The organism is Bradyrhizobium sp. BR14999 (genome assembly GCF_056106085.1).
The window spans coordinates 184526-206583 of sequence record NZ_CM148536.1 but is presented as its reverse complement, the minus strand read 5'-3'; the positions used below and the strand labels follow the sequence as shown (position 1 = coordinate 206583).

The 22058-nt window shown below is 63.9% G+C and carries 19 protein-coding genes; 10 read left to right on the top strand and 9 right to left on the bottom strand.

The features are described from left to right. Positions 1–189: 189 nt before the first annotated feature. The 7 genes from ACR9YP_RS00945 to ACR9YP_RS00915 all read right to left on the bottom strand — a co-directional run bounded on the left by ACR9YP_RS00945 (position 190) and on the right by ACR9YP_RS00915 (position 7167). Entirely contained in the window at positions 190–1416 is a 1227-nt protein-coding gene (locus ACR9YP_RS00945; protein ID WP_438104570.1) for an ABC transporter substrate-binding protein, read from the bottom strand. A 119-nt stretch (positions 1417–1535) separates the two neighbouring features. Next, entirely contained in the window at positions 1536–2771 is a 1236-nt protein-coding gene (locus tag ACR9YP_RS00940) for an ABC transporter substrate-binding protein (protein WP_438104572.1), read from the bottom strand. Positions 2772–2812: 41 nt separating this feature from the next. Continuing rightward, complete coding sequence (locus tag ACR9YP_RS00935) at positions 2813–3832, bottom strand: branched-chain amino acid ABC transporter permease (protein WP_091890396.1); 1020 nt, start codon at positions 3830–3832, stop codon at positions 2813–2815. A 2-nt stretch (positions 3833–3834) separates the two neighbouring features. Beyond that, positions 3835–4713 (bottom strand): branched-chain amino acid ABC transporter permease, encoded by an 879-nt coding sequence (locus tag ACR9YP_RS00930; protein WP_091890393.1) that lies wholly within the window; start codon positions 4711–4713, stop codon positions 3835–3837. 13 nt (positions 4714–4726) lie between these two features. Then, complete coding sequence (locus ACR9YP_RS00925) at positions 4727–5440, bottom strand: ABC transporter ATP-binding protein (protein WP_370987947.1); 714 nt, start codon at positions 5438–5440, stop codon at positions 4727–4729. Beyond that, entirely contained in the window at positions 5437–6234 is a 798-nt protein-coding gene (locus ACR9YP_RS00920; protein ID WP_091890387.1) for an ABC transporter ATP-binding protein, read from the bottom strand. The genes ACR9YP_RS00925 and ACR9YP_RS00920 overlap by 4 nt, the downstream gene beginning before the upstream one ends. Positions 6235–6300: 66 nt before the next feature. Beyond that, the gene (locus ACR9YP_RS00915) at positions 6301–7167 is read right to left on the bottom strand and encodes an IclR family transcriptional regulator (protein ID WP_370987948.1); all 867 of its coding nucleotides are present in this window, start codon (positions 7165–7167) and stop codon (positions 6301–6303) included. A gap of 130 nt (positions 7168–7297) precedes the next feature. Here ACR9YP_RS00915 and ACR9YP_RS00910 point away from each other — a divergent pair, with 130 nt between their 5' ends. From ACR9YP_RS00910 to glpK, 8 genes are all read left to right on the top strand, one after another. Beyond that, positions 7298–9394, top strand: coding sequence for a 3-hydroxyacyl-CoA dehydrogenase NAD-binding domain-containing protein (locus ACR9YP_RS00910; protein WP_438104575.1), 2097 nt, complete (start codon positions 7298–7300; stop codon positions 9392–9394). A 188-nt stretch (positions 9395–9582) separates the two neighbouring features. Beyond that, positions 9583–11265 carry a dicarboxylate--CoA ligase PimA gene (pimA, locus tag ACR9YP_RS00905; protein ID WP_474218814.1) on the top strand — a complete coding sequence of 561 codons (1683 nt, stop codon included), beginning with the start codon at positions 9583–9585 and terminating at the stop codon, positions 11263–11265. Further along, complete coding sequence (locus ACR9YP_RS00900) at positions 11262–12446, top strand: acetyl-CoA C-acyltransferase (RefSeq protein ID WP_438104576.1); 1185 nt, start codon at positions 11262–11264, stop codon at positions 12444–12446. The genes pimA and ACR9YP_RS00900 overlap by 4 nt, the downstream gene beginning before the upstream one ends. 142 nt (positions 12447–12588) lie before the next feature. Further along, positions 12589–13779 (top strand): pimeloyl-CoA dehydrogenase large subunit, encoded by a 1191-nt coding sequence (gene pimC / locus ACR9YP_RS00895; protein WP_370987952.1) that lies wholly within the window; start codon positions 12589–12591, stop codon positions 13777–13779. 215 nt (positions 13780–13994) lie between these two features. After that, on the top strand, positions 13995–15137 hold the full coding sequence (gene pimD / locus ACR9YP_RS00890) for a pimeloyl-CoA dehydrogenase small subunit (protein WP_474218813.1): 1143 nt from the start codon (positions 13995–13997) through the stop codon (positions 15135–15137). Positions 15138–15297: 160 nt separating this feature from the next. Beyond that, on the top strand, positions 15298–16071 hold the full coding sequence (locus ACR9YP_RS00885; RefSeq protein WP_438104578.1) for an SDR family NAD(P)-dependent oxidoreductase: 774 nt from the start codon (positions 15298–15300) through the stop codon (positions 16069–16071). A 106-nt stretch (positions 16072–16177) separates the two neighbouring features. Continuing rightward, positions 16178–16570: an endonuclease domain-containing protein gene (locus tag ACR9YP_RS00880; protein WP_438104580.1), complete on the top strand. Its 393-nt coding sequence runs from the start codon at positions 16178–16180 to the stop codon at positions 16568–16570. Positions 16571–16884: 314 nt separating this feature from the next. After that, positions 16885–18390, top strand: coding sequence for a glycerol kinase GlpK (gene glpK, locus ACR9YP_RS00875; RefSeq protein WP_474218812.1), 1506 nt, complete (start codon positions 16885–16887; stop codon positions 18388–18390). A gap of 318 nt (positions 18391–18708) precedes the next feature. Here the strand turns inward: glpK and ACR9YP_RS00870 are convergent, their stop codons facing one another. After that, positions 18709–19656: a threonine/serine dehydratase gene (locus ACR9YP_RS00870; RefSeq protein ID WP_474218811.1), complete on the bottom strand. Its 948-nt coding sequence runs from the start codon at positions 19654–19656 to the stop codon at positions 18709–18711. A 62-nt stretch (positions 19657–19718) separates the two neighbouring features. On the opposite strand from ACR9YP_RS00870, the gene ACR9YP_RS00865 reads away from it, so the two are divergent. Both ACR9YP_RS00865 and ACR9YP_RS00860 read left to right on the top strand, forming a co-directional pair. Then, complete coding sequence (locus tag ACR9YP_RS00865; protein ID WP_018318809.1) at positions 19719–20021, top strand: ArsR/SmtB family transcription factor; 303 nt, start codon at positions 19719–19721, stop codon at positions 20019–20021. A 153-nt stretch (positions 20022–20174) separates the two neighbouring features. After that, complete coding sequence (locus ACR9YP_RS00860) at positions 20175–20804, top strand: glutathione S-transferase family protein (protein WP_370987958.1); 630 nt, start codon at positions 20175–20177, stop codon at positions 20802–20804. Positions 20805–20820: 16 nt separating this feature from the next. Here ACR9YP_RS00860 and ACR9YP_RS00855 read toward each other — a convergent pair whose 3' ends face one another. Continuing rightward, a complete protein-coding gene (locus ACR9YP_RS00855) occupies positions 20821–21513 on the bottom strand; it encodes a hypothetical protein (RefSeq protein WP_474218810.1) in 693 nt (230 codons plus the stop codon). Between the last annotated feature and the right edge of the window lie 545 nt (positions 21514–22058).

Below are 22058 nucleotides of genomic sequence, written 5' to 3'. Positions count from 1 at the left end.
TGGTAAGCATTCAATACCCTTCCCGGGCGGCCAGCAAGGAGAACGCCCCGCCGGGGCTGCCGCCGCGAGGCGATCTTTTTTGAGATGATGTGGAATATTCCGGCGCTTGAGATGGGATGCGCCGTTAATCAGCTGCGCGGAAGTTGTCTTGTTAAATGTGAGCTATTTTGAATTGTGCGTTTGCGACGCTCAGTGTCCGATCTCGCTGGAGATGATGTCGCCGAACAGCTCCCACTTCTTGCCCTTGAAGCGCATCATCTGGAGCTGCTCGATCGGGGCGAAATTGTCCGGCGCGGTGTTGATCTTGATCCCGGGCAGCAGCGTATCCGGTTCGAAATCCTTCAGGCTTGCGGCCTGCTTCATGACGTTCTCGCGGGTGAGGTCGTCGCCGCACATTTGCAGCACCTTCACCATGGTCTGCGCGGCGGCATAGCCGAACACCACACCGGCATCGAGCTTGTTCGCCTTGGGCGCGTATTGGGCGAGGAAGTTATAAAACTTCTTCATGCCGTCATCGGCGTTCCACTGCGGGTCGGAGCCGTCCTTGGTATAGCTCGCCGACAGGATGCCTTGCGAGATCTCGAGGCCCGCCGGCTCGATCACGCCGCCGACCGAGGCCGAGACGTTGGAGATGATGTGCATCGGATGCCAATTGATCTCCGCCGCCTTCTTGATGCCCTGCGCGGCAAATTTCGGGCTGGTGATGCTGATGAAGATGTCGGCGCCGGCCGCCTTCAGCTTTACGACGTGCTCGTCGATCGCCGGCTCGGAGGTGTCGTAGGCTTCTTCCAGCACGATCATCGAGGCCTTGGACCCCAAGCCGTCCCTCAATCCGTTCAGATAGTCCTTGCCGAAATCGTCGTTCTGATAGAGCACGCCGATCTTTCCGTCCGGCTTCTCCTTCATGATGTATTTGGCGTAGATCCGCGCCTCGCTGACGTAGCTCGGCTGCCAGCCCATGGTCCAGGGATATTGCTTGGGATCGTTCCACTTGGAGGCGCCGCTCGCCACGAACAATTGCGGCACCTTCTTCTCGTTCATGTACTTGCGGATGGCGCTGTTGGTGGAGGTGCCGAGCGAGCCGAAGATCAGCAGCACCCCGTCGTTCTCGACCAGCTTGCGTGCCTGCTCCACTGTCTTCAGCGGCGAATAGGCGTCGTCATAGGAGATGAACTTGATCTTGCGGCCGTTGATGCCGCCCTCGGCATTGATCTTGTTGAAATAGGCCTCCTCGGTCTTGCCGATCGCGGCATAGGCGGAGGCGGGGCCGCTATAGGGCATGATGTTGCCGATCTTGATCTCGGTATCGGACGCGCCGGTGTCGTATTTCCTTTGCGCCAGCGCCTCGCTGCTCATTGCAGTGCACAACGCGAGTGCGGCAAAGAAGGCCGCAACCTGAAAACGAACGGCAGTCATTGTTCTCCTACCCCGAGCTGGATCGGCGCCGCATTGAACAAGATTGGCGCTCGGCGTCAACAAAAAGCCCCCGCGGTCGCCCGCGGGGGCTTATCGACTTGAATTGTTGCGTCAGCGTGTCATTCGGAGGCGACGTCGCCGCTGATGATCTCGCCGAAAAGTTCCCACTTCTCGCCCTTGAAGCGCTGCATCTGGAGCTGCGCAATCGGGGCAAAGTCGGTGGCGCTGGTGTTGATCTTGACGCCCGGCAGCAACGTGTCCGGAGCAAAGTCCTTCAACGACGCTGCCTGCTTCATGAGGTTGGCGCGGGTCAGATCGCCACCGCACAGCTCCAGGACCTTGGCCAGGGTCGACGCTGCGCCATAGCCGTAGACCATGGCGGTGTCGGTCTTGTCGGCACCCGGCATGTACTTGTCGACGAACTCGTTCCACTTCTTCATGCCGGGGTCGTTGTTCCACTGCGGATCCGTCGAGTCCTTGGCATAGGCCGCCGACAGCACGCCCTGAGCGTTCTCGAAGCCGGCCGGCTTCATCACGCTGCCGACCGAGATCGACACGTTGGTGAGGATCTGGAGCGGTTTCCAGCTGAGCTCGGCGGTCTTCTTGATGGTCTGGGCCGCGAACTTCGGCGTCGCATAGATCAGCAGCACGTCGGGATTGGCGGCCTTGATCTTGACGATATGTCCGTCGATCGACGGCTCGGACACCTCGTAGCTCTCTTCCATGATGATCATGGACGAGGCCTTGGCGCCGAGGCCGTCCTTGGTGCCTTTGAGGTAGTCTTTGCCGAAATCGTCGTTCTGGTAGAGGATCGCGACCTTGGCGTCCGGCTTTTCCTTCATTAGCCATTTCGCGTAGATCTGCGCTTCGCTCTGGTAGGAGGGCTGCCAGCCCATGGTCCAGGGGAAGTTCTTCGGGTCGTTCCACTTGGTGGCGCCGGTGGCGACGAAGAGCTGCGGGATCTTCTTGGCGTTCAGGTATTTCTGGATCGCGCTGTTCGACGGCGTACCGAGCGGGTTGAACACGGCCAGCACCTCGTCGCTCTCGACGAGCTTGCGGACCTGCTCGACCGCCTTCGGCGGCGAATAGGCGTCGTCATAGGTGACGAAGTTGATCTTGCGGCCGTTGATGCCGCCCTTGTCGTTGATCATCTTGAAATAGGCTTCTTCGGTCTTGCCGATGATGCCATAGGCCGACGCCGGACCGCTGTACGGCATGATGTTGCCGATCTTGATCTCGGTATCGGACGCGCCGGTGTCGTATTTCTTTTGGGCGAGTGCAGCGCCGGAGGTGAGGGCAATGGCCGCCGTTGCCGTGACCAGCGCGGCGGCTCGCAGTGTTCTTCCAAAAAGCAATTCGGTCTCCTTCGTTAAACGACTGTCGTGATGAGAGGTATTCAGGTCTTTCTGAGCTTGCCGGAAAGTTGCTGGCCCAGGATCGCGAGCTGCCTTGCGCCATGCGGCACGAGGTAGATGACGAGGAACAGGAGCACGCCGAACACTGCGCCGGAGAGGCCCTTGGAGATGCCCTCCGCGATGTTCGGCACGAAGATGATGAAGGCCGCGCCGACGAACGAGCCGGGCAGCCAGCCCACGCCGCCGACGACCATGCCGAGGAACAGCGAGATCGCGAGGTTGATCGTGAAGCTGTCCGGCGCCACAAACTGCACCGCGATCGCACCCAAAGCGCCGGCGATGCCGGTGATGCCGGCGGACACGCCAAACGCCAGCGTCTTGTAGAGCGCGACATTGACGCCCATCGAGGACGCCGCGATCTCGTTGTCGCGGATCGCCATGAAGGCGCGTCCCGAGCGGGAGCGCAGCAGGTTCACCGAGAAGACGTAGATCGCGAGCGTGACCGCAAGCGTGAAGTAATAGAGCCACATGTCCTGCGACATCGGCAGCCCGAACGGCGCGTCCGGCTTGGTGACGACGAGACCCTGCACGCCGCCGGTCCAGTGCTCGAGGAAGTTAAGCTTGAGCAGTTGCGGCATAGCTGTGGCGAGCGCGAAGGTCGCGAGCGCGAGGTAAACGCCGGAAAGCCGCAGCGCCGGCTGCCCGAACAGGAAGCCGAAGCCGAAGCAGACGACTCCGGCGATCGGCAGCGTCAGCGCGTAGTTGACGTTGAAGTACTCCATCAACACCGCGGTCGTATAGGCGCCGACGGCATAGAAGGCGCTCTGGCCGAGCGAGAACTGGCCGGAGCCGCCGGTCAGGATGTTCAGCGCCAGCACCGCAAGCCCGTAGATCAGCAGCATCGTCATCTGGAAGATGATGAAGTTCTTGACGAAGACGGGCGCGATTAGCAGTGCAGCCAGCACGACCAGCGAGGTGGTCGTGCTCAGCGTCATGGCCCGCTTCGGAACGGCTTCGACCGTCTCGTGGCCTTCCGCGACGACTTCTTCTGCTGCGCTCATGATCAAACTCGCTTGACGATGTGCCGGCCGAACAGGCCAGCGGGTTTGACGACCAGGACGGAAATGATCAGCGCAAGCGCGATCGGAAGTTTCAGCTCGTTGCCGACGCCGGGAATGTAGGTGCCGACGAGGTTTTCGAAGATGCCCATCAGGAAGCCGCCGACCACAGCGCCGAACGGGCTCGACAGACCGCCCAGCACCGCCGCAGCAAAGCCATAAAGCAGGACGCCGACCATCATGTTGGGCTCCAGGAACACGACCGGCGCGATCAGCATGCCGGCAATCGCGCCGATGGCAGAAGCCATGCCCCAGCCGAGCGCGATCATCCAGCTCGTGTTGATGCCGACGAGCCGCGCCGATTCAGGTAACGAGGCGGCCGCCCGCATTGCGAGCCCGATCCGCGTGTACTGAAAGAAGAAGTAGAGCGCGACCAGGAGCAGCAGGGTGACACCGATCATGCCGGCCTGGTGGGTCGAGATCAGCTGACTACCCAGGAACGGCGAGGAGCCGAACGGGGTCGGATATTGCTTGATGGTAAAATCCCAGATCAGGCCGGCCGAGGAGTTGATGATGGCGAACAGCGCGATGAAGCCGGCAACATTGGTCAGGATCGGCGCCTTGGCGAGCGGCTTGAACAGGATGCGCTCGATGGCGATGCCTCCTGCGAACGCGAAAGCCAACGTAAGGACGAAAGCGACCCAATAGGGCACGCCCCATTGCATCAACTGCCAGGAGATGAAGGTCGAGAACATCGCCATCTCGCCTTGCGCGAAGTTGAGATGGTCGATCGCCTGGTAGATCATGACCACGGCGAGCGCCATGCAGGCATAGATCGCGCCGGTGGCAATCCCGGCCAGGACCTGGTTGGTGAACAGCTCCATTGTCCCGGCTCCCTCAGTAACCCAGATAGGATTTGCGGATTTCTTCGTTGTTCGCGATGTCCTTGGCTTTGCCCGACATCACGATGCGGCCGGTCTCGATCACATAGGCATGGTCGGCGAGTTCGAGCGCGAGCTGGGCGTTCTGCTCGACCACCAGGATCGTGACCTTGTCCTCGCGGTTGATCTTGCCGAGGATGCCGAACAGGTCGCGGACCACCAGCGGCGCAAGGCCGAAGGATGGCTCATCGAGCAGCATCAGCCGTGGCCTCAGCATCAGCGCGCGGGCCACCGCAAGCATCTGCTGCTCGCCGCCGGACAGCGTGCCGGCCTGCTGGGTGTGCCGCTGCTTCAGCACAGGGAAATGCGCATACATGCGCTCGATGTCGGAGACGATGCCGGCGCTGTCCTTGCGGGTAATGGCCCCGAGCTGGAGGTTCTCCTCCACCGTCATGGTGGTGAAGGTGCCGCGACCCTGCGGCACATGGGCGATGCCGAACCGCACGATGTTCTCGGTCGAGCGGTTGTTCAGCGGCTTGCCGTCGAACTCGATGCCGCCGGTCGAGCGCACCATGTTGCAGATCGCGCGCAGCGTCGTGGTCTTGCCGGCGCCGTTGGCACCCAGCAGCGTCGTCAGCGAGCCCTCGTTGAGCGAGAAGGACAGGCCATGGAGCGCCTGGACCTGGCCGTAATAGGCGCGCAGGTCCTTGACGTTGAGCAGCGTCGTCATTGGTCCTTGCTCCCGAGATAGGCCTTGATGACGTCCGGGTCCGCCTGCACCTGGGCAGGCGTGCCTTCCGCGAGCTTCTTGCCGAAATTGAGCGCGACGACGTGGTCGGCGATCGACATCACGAGGCCCATGTGGTGCTCGACCAGCAGCACGGTCATGTGGCGATCGTCGCGGATGCGGCGAATGAGGTCGCCGAGCACATAGACCTCTTCGTGGTTGAGGCCGCCGGCCGGCTCGTCGAGCAGCAGGATCTTCGGGTCGGCCGCCAGCGCACGGGCCAGCTCGACGCGCTTCTGTGTGCCGAAGGGCAGGCCGGAGACGACAGTGTGGGCGACATTCTCGAGGTCTAGATAGGCGAGGATCTCGTGCACCTTCTTGTTGACGCTGGTTTCGCTGCGCCGGACCCAGGCCAATTTCAGAGAGTCGCTGACGATGTCGCTGGAGGTCTTCGAATGGGCGCCGACACGGACATTGTCCATCACCGAGAGATTCGGAAATAGCGCCACGTTCTGGAAGGTGCGGCCGATGCCGATCTCGGCGATCCGGTGCGGCGGCCGCGACAGGATGCTCACGCCTTCCATCAGGATGTCGCCGGACGACGGCTGGTAGAGCCGGGACAGGCAGTTGAAGAGCGTGGTCTTGCCGGCGCCGTTGGGGCCGATCAATCCGAGGATCTGTCCCTTGTGCATGTCGAAGGACACGCCGTTGAGCGCGATGATGCCGCCGAACACGACGCTGACGTCGCGAACCGCGAGCAGGGGCGATGTCCCCCGCGCGAGCTGTGCCTGCGTCATCTCGTCTCGCCCACACTGAGCAGTGGGCGAAGGGGCGATGCGGACCGCTCCCGATGATGACAAAGGCTATCTGAATCCCTCGGCCACACGCGCAACTTTTCCTCCTGATTTCAGCTTTTTGCTGACGTCTTTTTTTGAATGCGGCATCAGACCCCCGAGTGCCGCTTCGATGTTCCTTACCATCGCAAGCAGACGCGGTCCAATGTCGTTGATCAAACGCTCTTCCGTGAAACGGAATGCGGGCGCGCCGCAATTGAATGCGTAGGGTCCGGTTCCGTCGTTGAGCTTGAGCGCGACGCCGGCGGCGCCGATGTCGTCGTGCCAGTCGCCGACGGAAATCGCAAAGCCGTATTTCGCCACGGTCTCGCCGGAGCGTTCCAATCCATCGCGCATCTTTGGCCAGCGGCTGCCGTAATGCTCGCGCAAGAGACGCGAGAGCTCTGCGCGATCATCGGCGTCGAGCGCCCAGAAATAGGCGCGACCCATCGCACTGGTTGCAATCGGCACGCGCGAGCCGACGTCAAGTTGAACCCCGACCGTCTCGCTGCCGCGGCTCTGCCCGAAATAGATCATGCTGTGACGGTCGCGGCCGCCGACGGCAACCGCTCCGCCGGTCGCGCGCATCACGTCCTCGCGGAACGGCTCGGACAAATGCCGAACGCCGAGATTGGCGAGCGCGGCGTAACCGAGCGACATCGCCGCGGGTGCGAGCTGGTACTTCTCGAAACGGGGAACCGGCGTCAGATAGCCGAGCTTCGTCAGCGTATAAGTCAGCCGCGACACGGTCGGCTTGGGCAGATTTGTCCGCGCCGCGATCTCCTGATTGCCGAGAAGGCCGTCATTGGGTTGGAATGCGCGCAATACGTCCAGTCCGCGGGAAAGCGCGACGACGAAATTCCGGTCGGTCGCGGTCTTCTTGCCTGTACGCTTCATCCCTGATCTGCTTCTTGCGCGGAGTCGTTGACAACGTCCGTGCTTCAAAATAACCCTGCCGTCAAGATGCGGAATTAAATTCCGCACCGCGAAATCGAACAAAATTAAATCCCCACCAAGGAGGGACACCGTGAGCGAAGTGGTCAAGCTTGAGCGTCATGATGAAGTCGGGATCGTTACGGTCGACAGCCCTCCGGTCAATGCGCTGAGTGCCGCGGTCCGCGGCGGCATCTTGGAGCGCATCAAGGCCGCGGTCGCGGATCCCGCGATCAAGGGCATCGTTCTGACCTGCGCCGGCCGCACCTTCATTGCGGGCGCCGACATCACCGAATTCGGCAAGCCGCCGAAGCCGCCCGCCCTCAACGACGTGCTGTCCGAGATCGAGAATTCGCCGAAGCCGGTGGTCGCCGCGATCCACGGCACCGCGCTCGGCGGCGGCCTCGAGGTCGCGCTCGCCTGTCATTACCGCGTTGCGGTGAAAGAAGCCAAGCTCGGCCTGCCCGAGGTGAAGCTCGGCCTGTTGCCGGGCGCCGGCGGCACCCAGCGCCTGCCGCGCGCGGTCGGACCCGAGCTCGCGGTCAAGATGATCGTCGGCGGTGATCCCATTGGTGCTGCGGAAGCGCTGAAGAACGGCCTGATCGAGGAGATCATCGAAGGTCCGGCCTCGGGCGGCGAGGCCTTCGTGCGCAAGCTGCTGGCCGAGAAGCGCCCGCTGCGGCGCCTGCGCGACGACGATTCCAAGCTCGCTGCGGCCAAGGCCGACCGTTCGATCTTCACCAATGCCGTTGCGGCCATGACCAAGAAGTCGCGCGGCCTGGAAGCGCCGTTCGCGGCGGCCGACGCCGTCGGCTACGCCATTGACCTACCGTTCGACGAAGGTCTGAAGAAGGAGCGCGAGGGCTTCCTCAAGCTCGTCGCCAGTGACCAGTCCAAGGCGCAGCGTTATGCCTTCTTCGCCGAGCGCGAGGCTGCCAAGATCGCGGGTGTCCCTGATGGGACCAAGTCGCGCTCGGTCAACCGTGTTGCCATTCTCGGCGCCGGCACCATGGGCGGCGGCATTGCGATGTCGTTTGCCAATGCGGGCATCCCCGTTACCCTGATCGAGACCGGCGAGGAGCAGCTCAAGCGTGGCATGGGCGTCATGCAGAAGAACTGGGAAGCCACCGCGGCGCGCGGCGGCATCCCGGCCGATGCGCCCGCCAAGCGCATGGCTTTGATCAACGGCGTCGTTGGCATCGAGAATGTCGGCGATGCCGACCTCGTCATCGAGGCCGTGTTCGAGACCATGGCGGTGAAGAAGGAAGTGTTCGGCAAGCTCGACCAGTACGCCAAGCCCGGCGCGGTGCTCGCCTCCAACACCTCGTATCTCAACATCGACGAGATCGCGAAGTCGACCAAGCGTCCGCAGGACGTTTTGGGCATGCACTTCTTCTCGCCGGCCAACGTCATGAAGCTCTGCGAGATCGTGCGCGCCGACAAGACCGCGCCGGACGCACTGGTGACCGCCGTCACCATCGCGCGCAAGATCGCCAAGGTGCCGGCCGTGGTCGGCGTCTGCGACGGTTTTGTGGGTAACCGCATGCTCGCCCAGCGCGGCAAGCAGTCCGAGAAGCTGCTGTTCGAAGGTGCGCTGCCGCAGCAGGTCGATGCTGTCGTGACCAAGTTCGGCATGCCGATGGGGCCGTTCGCGATGGGCGATCTCGCCGGCCTCGACATCGGCTGGCGGTCGCGGAAAGATCGCGGCATCAAGTCGGAGATCGCGGACGCGTTGTGCGAAGCCGGCCGCTTCGGCCAGAAGACCGGCAAGGGCTACTACAAGTACGAGGCAGGCTCGCGCGCGCCGCTGCCGGATCCCGAGGTCGAGAAGCTGATCGACGAGACGCTGCTGCGTCTCGGTCGCAAGAAGCGCGTCGTCAGCGACGAGGAGATCCTCGAGCGCATGATGTATCCGATGATCAACGAGGGCGCGAAGATCCTCGAAGAGGGCATCGCGGCGCGTCCCTCCGACATCGACGTGGTCTGGCTCTACGGCTATGGCTGGCCGATCTACCGCGGCGGCCCGATGTTCTGGGCCGACAGCGTCGGCCTCAAGCACATCGCCGATCGCCTGTCGTTCTATGCCAAGGAGACCAATGACCCAAGCCTCGAGCCCGCACCGCTGCTGAAGAAGCTCGCGGCGGAGGGCAAGACGTTCGCGTCACTGGCGGCGGCGTCGAAAGCGGCGTGATGGCCGCTGCCTCTCTGGGCGTCATTCTCCGTTGCGCAATTGCGCAACGGAGAATGGCCCGAAGGGCCAGGCCCGGAATCCATTCCGCCTTTGAGGGTGCTGCCTGATGGATTCTCCGATGCACAATTGCGCATCGTAGCTCGCGACTTTGTCGCGCCCCGGAATGACGACTGATTGTGGTGCAGAGAATGACCCATCCCGGCGAACAGTTTTATCCCGAGGGCGTGCGGTGGGACGATACCATCGTCCAGGGCACGCTTCCGGACCTGCTGGCAAAGGCCGCCGCCGATTACGGTCCGCGCACCGCGCTGGAATTCCGGGACCGTCCGATCAGTTATACCGAGCTCGCCGCGATGGCCGAGCGCGCCGCCGCGGCGTTCCTGCGCGCCGGCTGTGGCAAGAACAGCTCCGTCGCGCTGTTCCTCGGCAACACGCCGGATCATCCCGTCAATTTCTTCGGCGCGCTCAAGGCCGGCGCCCGCGTCGCGCATCTGTCGCCGCTCGACGGCGAGATCGCGTTGACGCACAAGGTGTCAGACTCAGGCTCGCGCCTGCTGGTCACCTCCAACCTCGCAGCGCTGCTGCCGACGGCGCTGAAATTTTTGGAGAAGGGGCTGATCGATCGCCTCGTCGTCTGCGAGGACGATGATTGGGGCAAGGTCGGCACGCCGCAGGCGGCGATCCCCAGGGATCCCCGCATCGTCACGTTCAAAGCCTTCGTCGAGGGCGCGGCCGCACCGGCAGAGTGGCCATCCGTCACGGCCGACGACGTTGCGCTGCTGCAATATACCGGCGGCACCACCGGCCTGCCCAAGGGTGCCATGCTCACCCATGGCAATCTCACCTCCGCGGTGTCGATCTACGACGTCTGGGGCAAGCCGGCGCGCGCCGCGCGCGGCGATGTCGTCGAGCGCGTGATCTGCGTGCTGCCGCTGTTCCACATCTACGCGCTCACCGTCGTGCTCTTGTCCTCGCTCCGCCGCGGCAATCTGATCTCGCTGCATCAGCGCTTCGACGTCGAGGCCGTGATGCGCGACATCGAGGTCAAGCGCGCGACATATTTTCCGGGCGTACCGACGATGTGGATCGCGATCGCCGCGCTGCCCGATCTCGACAAGCGCGATTTCTCCTCGCTCGCCAGCATCGGCTCCGGCGGCGCGCCGCTGCCGGTGGAGATCGCGAGCTTCTTCGAGCGCAAGGTCGGCAAGAAGCTGCGCAGCGGCTGGGGCATGACGGAGACCTGCTCGCCCGGCACCGGCCATCCGCCTGTTGGCCCCGACAAGCCCGGCTCGATCGGCCTGATGCTGCCGGGCATCGAGCTCGACGTCGTCGCGCTGGACGATCCGAGACGCGTGCTGCCGCCGGGCGAGGTCGGCGAGATCCGCATCAAGGGCCCGAACGTCACCAAGGGCTACTGGAACAAGCCGGAGGGATCGACTGATGCCTTCGTCGACGGCCGCTTCCTCACCGGCGACATCGGCTACATGGATGCGGACGGCTATTTCTTCCTGGTCGATCGCAAGAAGGACATGATCATCTCCGGCGGCTTCAACGTCTATCCGCAGATGATCGAGCAGGCGATCTACACCATCCCCGGCGTGCACGAGGTGATCGTGCTCGGCATTCCCGACCAGTATCGCGGCGAGGCCGCAAAAGCCTTCATCAAGCTGAGGCCCGACGCAAAACCGTTCTCGCTCGACGAGCTGCGCACCCAGCTCACTGGGAAGCTCGGCAAGCACGAATTGCCGGCCGAGGTCGCCTTTGTCGACGATCTGCCGCGCACGCCGGTCGGAAAGCTGTCGCGCCACGAATTGCGTCAGCAGCAGAAATCGTCACAATCCACCAAAACCGCATCAGGAGGTCGCTCTTGACCGACGCCGTCATCGTTTCCACCGCCCGCACCCCGATCGGCAAGGCCTATCGCGGCGCGCTCAACGCCACCGAGGGTGCGACCCTGCTCGGTCACGCCATCGGCGAGGCCGTCGCCCGCGCCAAGGTCGATCCCAAGGAGATCGAGGACGTCGTGATGGGCGCAGCCCTCCAGCAGGGCGCGACCGGCGGCAACATCGCGCGCAAGGCGCTGCTGCGCGCCGGCCTGCCCGTCACCGTCGCCGGCACCACGATCGATCGGCAATGCGCCTCAGGCCTGCAGGCGATCGCGCTCGCCGCACGCTCGGTGATCTTCGACGGCGTTGAGATTGCGGTCGGCGGCGGCGGCGAGTCGATCAGCCTCGTGCAGAACGACAAGATGAACGGCTTCCACGCGCAAGATCCGGCGCTGCTCAAGATCAAGGGCGAGGTCTACATGCCCATGATCGACACGGCCGAGATCGTCGCCAAGCGCTACGGCATCTCGCGCGAGAAGCAGGACGAGTATTCGCTGGAGAGCCAGCGCCGCACCGTCGCCGCGCAGCAGGGCGGCAAGTTCAAGGACGAGCTCGCGCCGATCACCACGCAGATGGCGGTGACCGACAAGGCCACCGGTGCGGTGTCGATGAAAGAGGTCACGCTGTCGCAAGACGAAGGTCCGCGTCCCGAAACCACGGCCGAAGGCCTTGCCGGCCTCAAGCCCGTGCGCGGCGAAGGTTTCACCATCACCGCCGGCAATGCCAGCCAGCTCTCCGACGGCGCCAGCGCCTCCGTCATCATGAGCGACAAGGAAGCCGCCAAGCGCGGCCTCAAGCCGCTTGGCATCTTCCGCGGCTTCGTCTCCGCCGGCTGCGAGCCGGACGAGATGGGCATCGGCCCGGTCTTCGCTGTGCCGCGCCTGCTCAAGCGTCACGGCCTTACCGTCGACGACATCGGCCTCTGGGAGCTCAACGAAGCCTTCGCGGTGCAGGTGCTGTATTGCCGCGACAAGCTCGGCATCGACCCCGACAAAATCAACGTCGACGGCGGCGCGATCGCGGTCGGCCATCCCTACGGCATGTCGGGCGCGCGCCTCACCGGCCACGCCCTGATCGAAGGCCGCCGCCGCAAGGCGAAGTACGCCGTCGTCACCATGTGCGTCGGCGGTGGCATGGGCGCGGCCGGACTTCTTGAGGTGTTGTAGTAGTTACGTCGTCCCGGCGGAGGCCGGGACCCATACTCCGCAGCAGGAGTGTGGAACGCAGATGGTAGTGGCCTTCACAAAACAACGAAGGCCGGTGGTTATGGGTCCCGGCCTTCCGGGACGACAAGGGTAGGAGGATCCGATGGATCTCGCATTCACGAAAGAAGAGCAGGCGTTTCGCGAGGAAGTGCGGCAGTTCTTCCGCGACAACGTGCCGCCGGATACGCGGCGCAAGCTGGTCGAGGGCCGTCACCTCAGCAAGGACGAGATGGTGACGTGGTGGCGCATCCTCAACAAGAAGGGGTGGGGCGTCAGTCACTGGCCCAAGCAATATGGCGGCACCGGCTGGACATCCGTGCAGCACTACATCTTCAACGAGGAGCTGCAGTCCTATCCGGCGCCGCAGCCTCTCGCCTTCGGCGTCAGCATGGTCGGCCCGGTCATCTACACCTTCGGCAACGAGGAGCAGAAGAAGAAGTATTTGCCGCGCATCGCCAATGTCGACGATTGGTGGTGCCAGGGCTTCTCCGAGCCCGGCTCCGGCTCCGACCTCGCCTCGCTCAAGACCAAGGCCGAGCGCAAGGGCGACAAATGGATCATCAACGGCCAGAAGACCTGGACCACGCTGGCCCAGCACGCCGACATGATCTTCTGCCTGTGCCGCACCGACAACAACGCCAAGAAGCAGATGGGCATCTCCTTCATCGTCTTCTCGATGAAGTCGAAAGGTGTCACCGTGCGCCCGATCCAGACCATCGACGGCGGCCATGAGGTCAACGAGGTCTTCTTCGACGACGTCGAGGTGCCCGTCGAGAATTTGATCGGCGAGGAGAACAAGGGCTGGGACTACGCAAAATTCCTGCTCGGCAATGAGCGCACCGGCATCGCCCGCGTCGGCGTCTCCAAGGAGCGCATCCGCCGCATCAGGGATCTCGCCTCCAAGGTGGAATCCGCTGGCAAGCCGATCATCCAGGACCCCGCCTTCCGCGAGAAGCTCGCCGCCTGTGAGATCGAGCTGAAGGCGCTCGAGCTCACCCAACTCCGCGTCGTCGCCGACGAGGGCAAGCATGGCAAGGGCAAGCCCAATCCGGCTTCGTCCGTGCTGAAGATCAAGGGCTCCGAGATCCAGCAGACCACCACCGAGCTCTTGATGGAAGTGATCGGCCCGTTCGCCGCGCCCTACGACGTGCACGGCGACGACGGCTCGAACGAAGCCATGGACTGGACCGCCCAGATCGCGCCGAGCTACTTCAACAACCGCAAGGTCTCGATCTACGGCGGCTCCAACGAGATCCAGCGCAACATCATCGCCAAGGCGGTGCTGGGGCTGTGATCTCCCTTCTCCCTCGCCCCGCTCTTGCGGGGAGAGGGTCGGGGTGAGGGGCCTCTCTCCGAGCTTGAGATCGTCGAGAGAGCGGTACCCCCTCACCCGGATCGCACCGGACGATGCTTCGCATCGCCGAGGCGATCCGACCTCTCCCCGCAAACGGGGGAGAGGTGAAGAAGGGCCCCACGCAACGCACACACTCGTTACTTGAGGAAACAGAAATGGATTTTGATCTGTCCGAGGAGCAGCGGCTTCTCAAGGAAAGCATCGACGGCCTCTTGACCGATTCCTACGATTTCGAGAGCCGCAAGAAGTACATGAACGAGAAGGGCGGCTGGAGCAAAGCCGTCTGGCTCAAGCTCGCCGAGCAGGGCCTGCTCGGCCTCCCCTTCAGCGAGGCCGATGGCGGCTTCGGCGGTGGCGGCGTCGAGACCATGATCGTGATGGAGGCGCTCGGCAAGGCGCTGGTGCTCGAGCCTTATCTCGCAACGGTGGTGATCGGCGGCGGCTTCCTGCGCCATGCCGGCACCGACGCGCAGAAGGCAGCGCACGTGCCTTCGCTTATCGACGGCAGCAAGACGCTGGCGTTTGCCCAGCTCGAGAAGAACTCGCGCTACGATCTGTTCGATGTCACCACGACCGCGAAGAAGAAGGGCGACGGCTACGTGATCGACGGCGAGAAATTCGTCGTGCTCAACGGCGAGAATGCCGACACCCTCATCGTCACCGCGCGCACCAAGGGCGAGCGCCGCGATCATGGCGGCATCGGCGTGTTCCTGGTTCCCGCCAATGCAAAGGGCGTAGCTAAGAAGGGCTATCCGACCCAGGACGGCCTGCATGCTGCCGACATCACCTTCACCGGCGTCGAGGTCGGCCCCGAGGCCGTGCTCGGCAATCCCGAGGATTCGCTCGCGCTGATCGAGCGCGTCGTCGACGAGGCCCGCGTCGCGCTTTGCGCCGAGGCGGTCGGGCTGATGGACGAGACGCTCAAGACCACCGTCGAGTACATCAAAACGCGAAAACAGTTCGGCGTCGCGATCGGCTCGTTCCAATCGCTGCAGCACCGCGCCTCCGACATGTTCGTCGCGGCTGAGCAGGCGAGATCGATGTCGATGTTTGCGACCATGGCGAGCGATTTCGAGAACGCTAGGGAGCGCAGCAACGCGATCGCCGCCGCCAAGGTGCAGATCGGCAAGTCGCTGAAATTCGTCGGCCAGCAGTCGATCCAGCTCCACGGCGGCATCGGCATGACCATGGAGGCGAAGATCGGCCACTACTTCAAGCGCCTCACCATGATCGAGAACAGCTTTGGCGACACCGACTACCATCAGCGCCGCGTCGCCGATGCGGGCGGGTTGATCTGAGCTGATCTAGACCACACGAAGACTGTCATGCCCCGGCTTGACCGGGGCATCCAGTACTTCGCGGCGGCAATTCGTTTACGCAACTTCAGCCGCAGAGTACTGGATCGCCCGATCAAGTCGGGCGATGACACCGAGTGTGCGGCCATAGCGGAGCCCAACAATGAAAAACACCCCGTTCGATCTCACCGGCAAGGTCGCCGTCGTCACCGGCTCCAGCCGCGGCATCGGCCGCTCCTCCGCTGAACTGCTGGCAAAGCTCGGGGCAAAAGTCGTGGTGTCCTCGCGAAAGGCCGACGCGTGCAAGGAGGTCGCCGACGGCATCATTGCGGCCGGCGGCGATGCCATCGTCATTCCCTGCAACATCGCGCGCAAGACCGAGGTCGAGGCGTTGATCGCAGGTGCGACCAAGCATTACGGCAAGATCGACATCCTCGTCTGCAACGCCGCGGTGAACCCGTATTACGGCCCGTTGCTCGACATTACGGATGAAGCCTTCGACAAGATTATGGGCAGCAACGTCAAGAGCAACATCTGGCTCTCCGCGCTCGCGATCCCGCAAATGGCCGAGTGCGGAGGCGGCTCCGTCATCATCATCTCCTCGATCGGCGGCTTGCGCGGCTCCACCGTGATCGGCGCCTACGGCATCTCGAAAGCTGCCGACTTCGCGCTGTGCCGCTCGCTCGCCGGCGAATGGGGCCCGAAAGGCGTCCGCGTCAACTGCATCGCCCCCGGCCTCGTCAAGACCGATTTCGCCCGCGCGCTGTGGGAAGACGAAGCCATGCTGAAGCGCCGCACCGCCACCACGCCGCTCCGCCGCATCGGCGAACCCGACGAAATCGCCGGCGCCGTCGCCTACCTCGCCTCGGACGCATCGAGCTTCATGACCGGCCAGACCATCGTCATCGACGGCGGCGTGACGACCGCGGCGGTGTAGGCTTTTACTACTTGCAAGTGTGCCGCGAGCGCGCTTCCCTTACCCTCCCCTGGAGGGGGAGGGTCGCTCGCGCAAAGCGCGAGCGGGGTGGGGTGAAGCCACACAAATGGTCTCAACATCGATCCGACGCGCCGCCGCGAAGAAGCTGAGAGCCAACACCACGCCGAATGAGCGGATCCTGTGGCGCGCCCTCAAGGAAGTCCCACTCGAAGGCTCGCACTTCCGCCGGCAAGCTCCAATCGGACCTTACGTCGTCGACTTCTTCTTGCCAGCCAGGCGCCTCATCATCGAACTCGACGGCGGTCACCACAACGGAGACGATGAGACCAAGCGTGACCTCGTGCGCCAACGCTGGCTTGAGAATGAGGGTTACAGCGTCATCCGCTTTTGGAATTCGGAGATTACGAGCGATCTGACCGCCGTGCTCGAACGCATCTATGTCGAGTTGTACGGGTCGCGCGAGGCAGAGACAGAACCCTTGAAACATCGCCGCCGGTAGCCACCCTTGTTTACCCTCCCCTGGAGGGGGAGGGTCGCTACGCATGCAGCGAAGCGAAATGCGTGGCGGGGTGGGGTGACAGACCATCCGCAGATGCGGTGCTCCTGTATGAACAGCGGCGTTCGTTCTGTCGACCTAAGCGAGACCACCTTTGTGGCTTCACCCCACCCCGCCCGCGCTCTGCGCGGTCGACCCTCCCTCTCCAGGGGAGGGTAAGCGAGAGCGAGCCTTGACCTTCCGCCTCCAATCCGCTCCCTTTGGCGCGACACAATGATCCCTCCAGGGAAAAAGCCAGAACGCCAGGGTAAGCCGCCATGTCTTTCGTCCTCGCCATCGACCAGGGCACCACCTCTTCGCGCGCGATCGTGTTTCGCAGCGACATTTCCATCGCGGCGAAGGCGCAAGCCGAATTCCCGCAGCATTTTCCGGCTTCGGGCTGGGTCGAGCACGAGCCCGAGGACATCTGGACCTCGACCCTGATGGTGTGCCGCGAGGCGATCGAGCAGGCCGGCATCACCGCAAAGGACATCGCTGCGATCGGCATCACCAACCAGCGCGAGACCACCGTGGTGTGGGACCGCGCCACCGGGCAGGCCGTGCACCGCGCCATCGTCTGGCAGGACCGCCGCACCGCCGACATCTGCGCCAAGCTGAAGGCCGATGGCCGCGAGCCCGTGATCTCGCAGAAGACCGGCCTGATCATCGATCCCTATTTTTCCGGCACCAAGGTGGCCTGGATCCTCGACCACGTCCCCGGCGCGCGAGCGCGCGCCGCCCGCGGCGAATTGATGTTCGGCACCGTCGATTGCTATCTGCTCTGGCGCCTCACCGGCGGCAAGGTGCACGCCACCGACGCCACCAATGCCTCGCGCACGCTGCTGTTCAACATTCACACCGGCCAGTGGGACGACGAGCTCTTGGAGATCATCGGCGTGCCGCGCTCGATGCTGCCCGAGGTGAAGGATTCCTCCGCCCGCTTTGGCGAGAGCACGCCGGACCTGTTCGGCGGTGCCATCGCAATCTCCGGCATCGCCGGCGACCAGCAGGCCGCGACCATCGGCCAGGCCTGCTTCCGCCCGGGCATGATGAAGTCGACCTACGGCACCGGCTGCTTCGCGCTGCTCAACACCGGCACCACGCCGGTGGTGTCGAAGAACAAGCTGCTCACGACCGTCGCCTATCAGCTCGGGGGAAAACGCACCTACGCGCTCGAAGGCTCGATCTTCGTCGCCGGCAGCGCGGTGCAATGGCTGCGCGACGGCCTTGGCATCATCAAGCACGCCGCCGAGACCGGTCCGCTCGCGGATCAATCCGATTCCATGCAGAGCGTCTATCTCGTCCCCGCTTTCGTCGGCATGGGCGCGCCCTATTGGAATCCGCGCGTGCGCGGCGCGCTGTTCGGCCTCACCCGCAACACGGGCCCCGCCGAGCTCGCCCACGCCGCGCTGGAAAGCGTCTGCTACCAGACTTTTGACCTCTGGGCGGCGATGCGCGCGGACTGGCCGAGCTCGGAAACCGCGAGCGTCGTGCTCCGCGTCGACGGCGGCATGACGGCGTCGGACTGGACCATGCAGCGCCTCGCCGATCTGCTCGACGCGCCGGTCGACCGCCCCGTGATCCAGGAGACCACGGCGCTCGGTGCCGCCTATCTCGCCGGCCTCAACGCGGGCGTCTATCCCGAGCCGACAAAATTCGCCGACAATTGGCGCCTCGAGCACCGCTTCAAGCCAAACATGAGCCAGGCGACGCGGGAGCGGAAGCTCGCCGGCTGGGCGCGCGCGGTGAAGGGCGTGCTGGCGAGCGATGAGGGGGAGGGGTAGCGGTAGACTTCGTAGCCCGGATGGAGCGGAGCGCAATCCGGGTTTTTCTCACGCGCTGACCCCGGATTTCGCTGCGCATGACCGCCTTGACACCGTCATTGCGAGGAGCTCGCGACAAAATTGCGAAGCAATTTTGCGCTGATGCGACGAAGCAATCCAGACTGTCTCCGCAGAAAGATCCTGGATTGCTTCGCTGCGCTCGCAATGACGGAGTATAGGCGTCGCCGTCGTTTTTTCAATTGGCTGATCACGCGCGATGGCGTCGTACGTACGCCGGATGGAGCGGTTATCGTGAAGCCCGATGATGTCACCCTGAAGCTAGCCGTCGAAATTCACCGCCGTGGTGTTGGCGCCGCAGACCAGGACCGCGACGCGCTCACCGGGCGAGGGACGGTAGCGGCCGGAGAGCAGCGCGGCAAAGGCGGCTGCGCCGCCGGGTTCGGCCACCAGGCGCAGGTGCGACCACAGGGCGGCCTGTGCTTGCCGGATCGCATCATCGCTGACGAGGATGACGCGCTCGACATGAGCGCGCGCGATCGGAAACATCAATTCGCCGACGCGCCGCGGCGCAAGGCTGTCGGCGGCGAGACCGCCCGCCGGTGCATCGACCGGGGCTCCCGCTTCGAACGCGGCGTGCAGGGTCGGCGATTGCTCCGGTTCGACCGCGACGATGCGCGTCCGGCCGGCGAACCACGCGGCAATGCCACCGATCAGTCCGCCGCCGCCGACCGCCACCAGCAGCGTGTCGATGCCGGGCGCGTCCTGTTCCAGCTCCAGGCCGACGCTGCCCTGGCCGAGCAGGGTCTCGGCCTGGTCGTAGGCGTGGACGGCCAGCGCGCCGGTCTGCGCGACATGGGCTTCGCTTGCGGCGAGCGCATCGGCATAGCGGCTGCCCGCGATCACGAGCTTGGCGCCATAGCCTCTGATCCGCTCGGCCTTGGCCGGCGAGGTGATGTCGGGCACGAAGATCGTGGCGGGAATGCCGAGCCGCTGCGCCGCATAAGCCACCGCCGCGCCGTGATTGCCGCCGGATGCGGCGACGACGCCCGTCTCGGGCACCTGCCGCAGCAGCAGGTTGGCGAAGGCGCCCCGCGCCTTGAACGATCCGGAATGCTGCAGCATCTCGAGCTTGAGCGTGATGGGCGCGGTCGGCAAACCGAAATCGGCGAGATCGGCCTGAACGAGCGGCGTGCGCCTGATATGCGGGCGGATGACGGCCTCGGTCGCCGCAATCCGCTCCCGTGTGATGTTCGTTGTCGCTGTCATGAGCCGTCCTTGATAGCGTATCGGAGTATTGACATCAATTAGGTAATTAGCAAAATGGCTAAATGAAATTTGCCGTCGCCTTGCGCGCGCTCGCCAACGAGCGTCGCCTGCAGATCCTGGAATGGCTGCGCGACCCCAGGAAGCATTTTCGCGAGCAGGCCGATGGCGACCTGGTCGAGGACGGCGTCTGCGGATTGCTGATCGCCGAGAAACTCGGCGTCAGCGCGCCGACGGTGAGCGAGCACATGCGGGTGCTGACCGCCGCAAAGCTGGTGCGCGCCAAGCGCATCAAGCAGTGGACGATGTACAAGCGCAACGAGACCGCGATCGCCGCCATCAAGCGCTCGATCCAGGACGGCCTTTGAGCGCGCGGCACGTGCCCTTTCGAGTGATGCTGCCGCGGGCGCTGTTGCAACCGGCGCAATGCTCCATTTCCAAGATCTTCCTTGCGCGGCAGCGGTCTTGTCGTCGACACTGATCGGCCCTGCCGTGTCCAACCATTGGGAAGAGCGAGAACGATGTTCCTGATCGGCCAATATGATTCCCCCTTCGTCCGCCGCGTCGCCATCGCGCTGAAGCTTTATGGCCTCGGCTTCGAGCACAAGCCGTGGTCGACCTTCGGCGATGCCGACAGAATCGCGCCGTATAATCCGCTGCGCCGCGTGCCGACGCTGGTGCTCGATGACGGCGAGGCGCTGATCGAGAGCACGATCATCCTCGATTATCTCGACGAGCTCGTTGGTCCCGACAAGGCGATGCTGCCGCGCAGCGGCGCCGAGCGGCGCAAGCATTTGCGCATCTGCGCGCTCGCCTCCGGCCTCGGCGACAAGGCGGTGAGCCTGCTCTATGAGCGCGTGCTGCGGAAGGAGCAGCTTGCGCTGTGGGTCGAGCGCTGCCAGGCGCAGATCGCGGACGTGCTCGCCGTGCTGGAGGCCGAGCGCGCCAAGGTGACGACGCCGTACTGGCTCGCGACGCGCATCGGCCATGCCGACGTTGCAGTCGCCTGCGTCGTCCGCTTCACCCGCGAGGCGCATCCGCAGCTGTTCGACGCGTCACGCTATCCTGCGCTGAGCGCGCATGCCGAGCGCTGCGAGGCACTGGCGCCGTTCAAGGAGATCGTGCAGCCGCTTGCGCCGCCGAAGGGGTGAACGCGCGGCGTCGATCCTACTCCCGCGTACAGGGCTTAGGCTTGCCGCTGGGAGAATCCAGAAGGATAGGATATGGCAACAGCCTTATGCCGAAGAACAGTTGCGAGCCGGCCACCTTGTCGTCCGCTCCCTGGTGTGCATCGAGGTCAAGCTTGGCTGCGATCTCGGATGTCAGCTTGGCCCGTTCCTCCATCGAAACCTTGTTGTGATATTTGATCTCGTAGACGACGTCGGCCTCGAGGACGGACCGGGTCTGGCACACGACGCCGCCGCTCGAAATGTTCTGAGTGACCGCGTCCGCGCATTCGGCCTTCAGCAACGCATTGCGCGTCGACATCAGCGACTCGTCGGAAACAAGCAGAATGTTGGCGTTCTCGAGCTTGAGGTGGATCGAATCGACCTGCTGCATGCCGGCGACGGCGGATAGCTTGTCCCTAACCTGTGCCGACACGTCGAGATTCTTCTCCAGCGATTGCTTCAACTCCCGGTCCACAGTCGGCGATTTCTGGATCTTGCCGGTCAGGAGCGCGGGATCGACATCGCAAGTCGGATGCAGCTCCAGCCGGCCGTTGCTCAGATACTCAATCGTGTTGATGGTGCCAGGGCCGCCGAACGTGCTCGGCGGCACCACCTCAAAATATCCGGTCTCGGAGAGGATGGCCGTGATCGTCTGCTTCTTTCGCGGGAATCCCGCCCAGGCTGCGATCATCACCAGTCCCACCGCGACAAAAACTCCGCTAGCAAGCCAAAACGATTTGCGGCCGGCTACTTTCCCGGACAGCACAGCTGATTTCGTTCGCCGCATGGCACGTAGCCTTTCGGACAGTCCGCCGCGGCAATCGTGGGCAGCACGACAAGAGTGATCGCAGCGACGAACAGTGCAATGACGTGTTTCATGTTCGATCCCGAGCAAACCACCGGTTTGAAGGTAGTACGCCGAGAGAGTATCGAATCTAGGTTGAGCGGCAAGTGATCCAGTTCACACCTCCGGTTCCCGCGCGAACACAAGCCGGTGATGCGAGCTGTGGGACTGCAATCCGTCTTGATCGTGTACGAGTGCGCTCAATGCGCGCACGCTAGGACCACTCGCACCGTAGCGCGAGCGTTGCCAGAAGCTGGATGCGTTTGAGATCGTGCCGCCGCTGGTACGACAACGACGTGACTCGCATCGCGAAGTGCGAAACTGGCCCGGCAGGCGATGGTGAATTGTTACAGGTGTTTTGCCCGACGGGTCAAGCATGCTGGCGGTCGTGG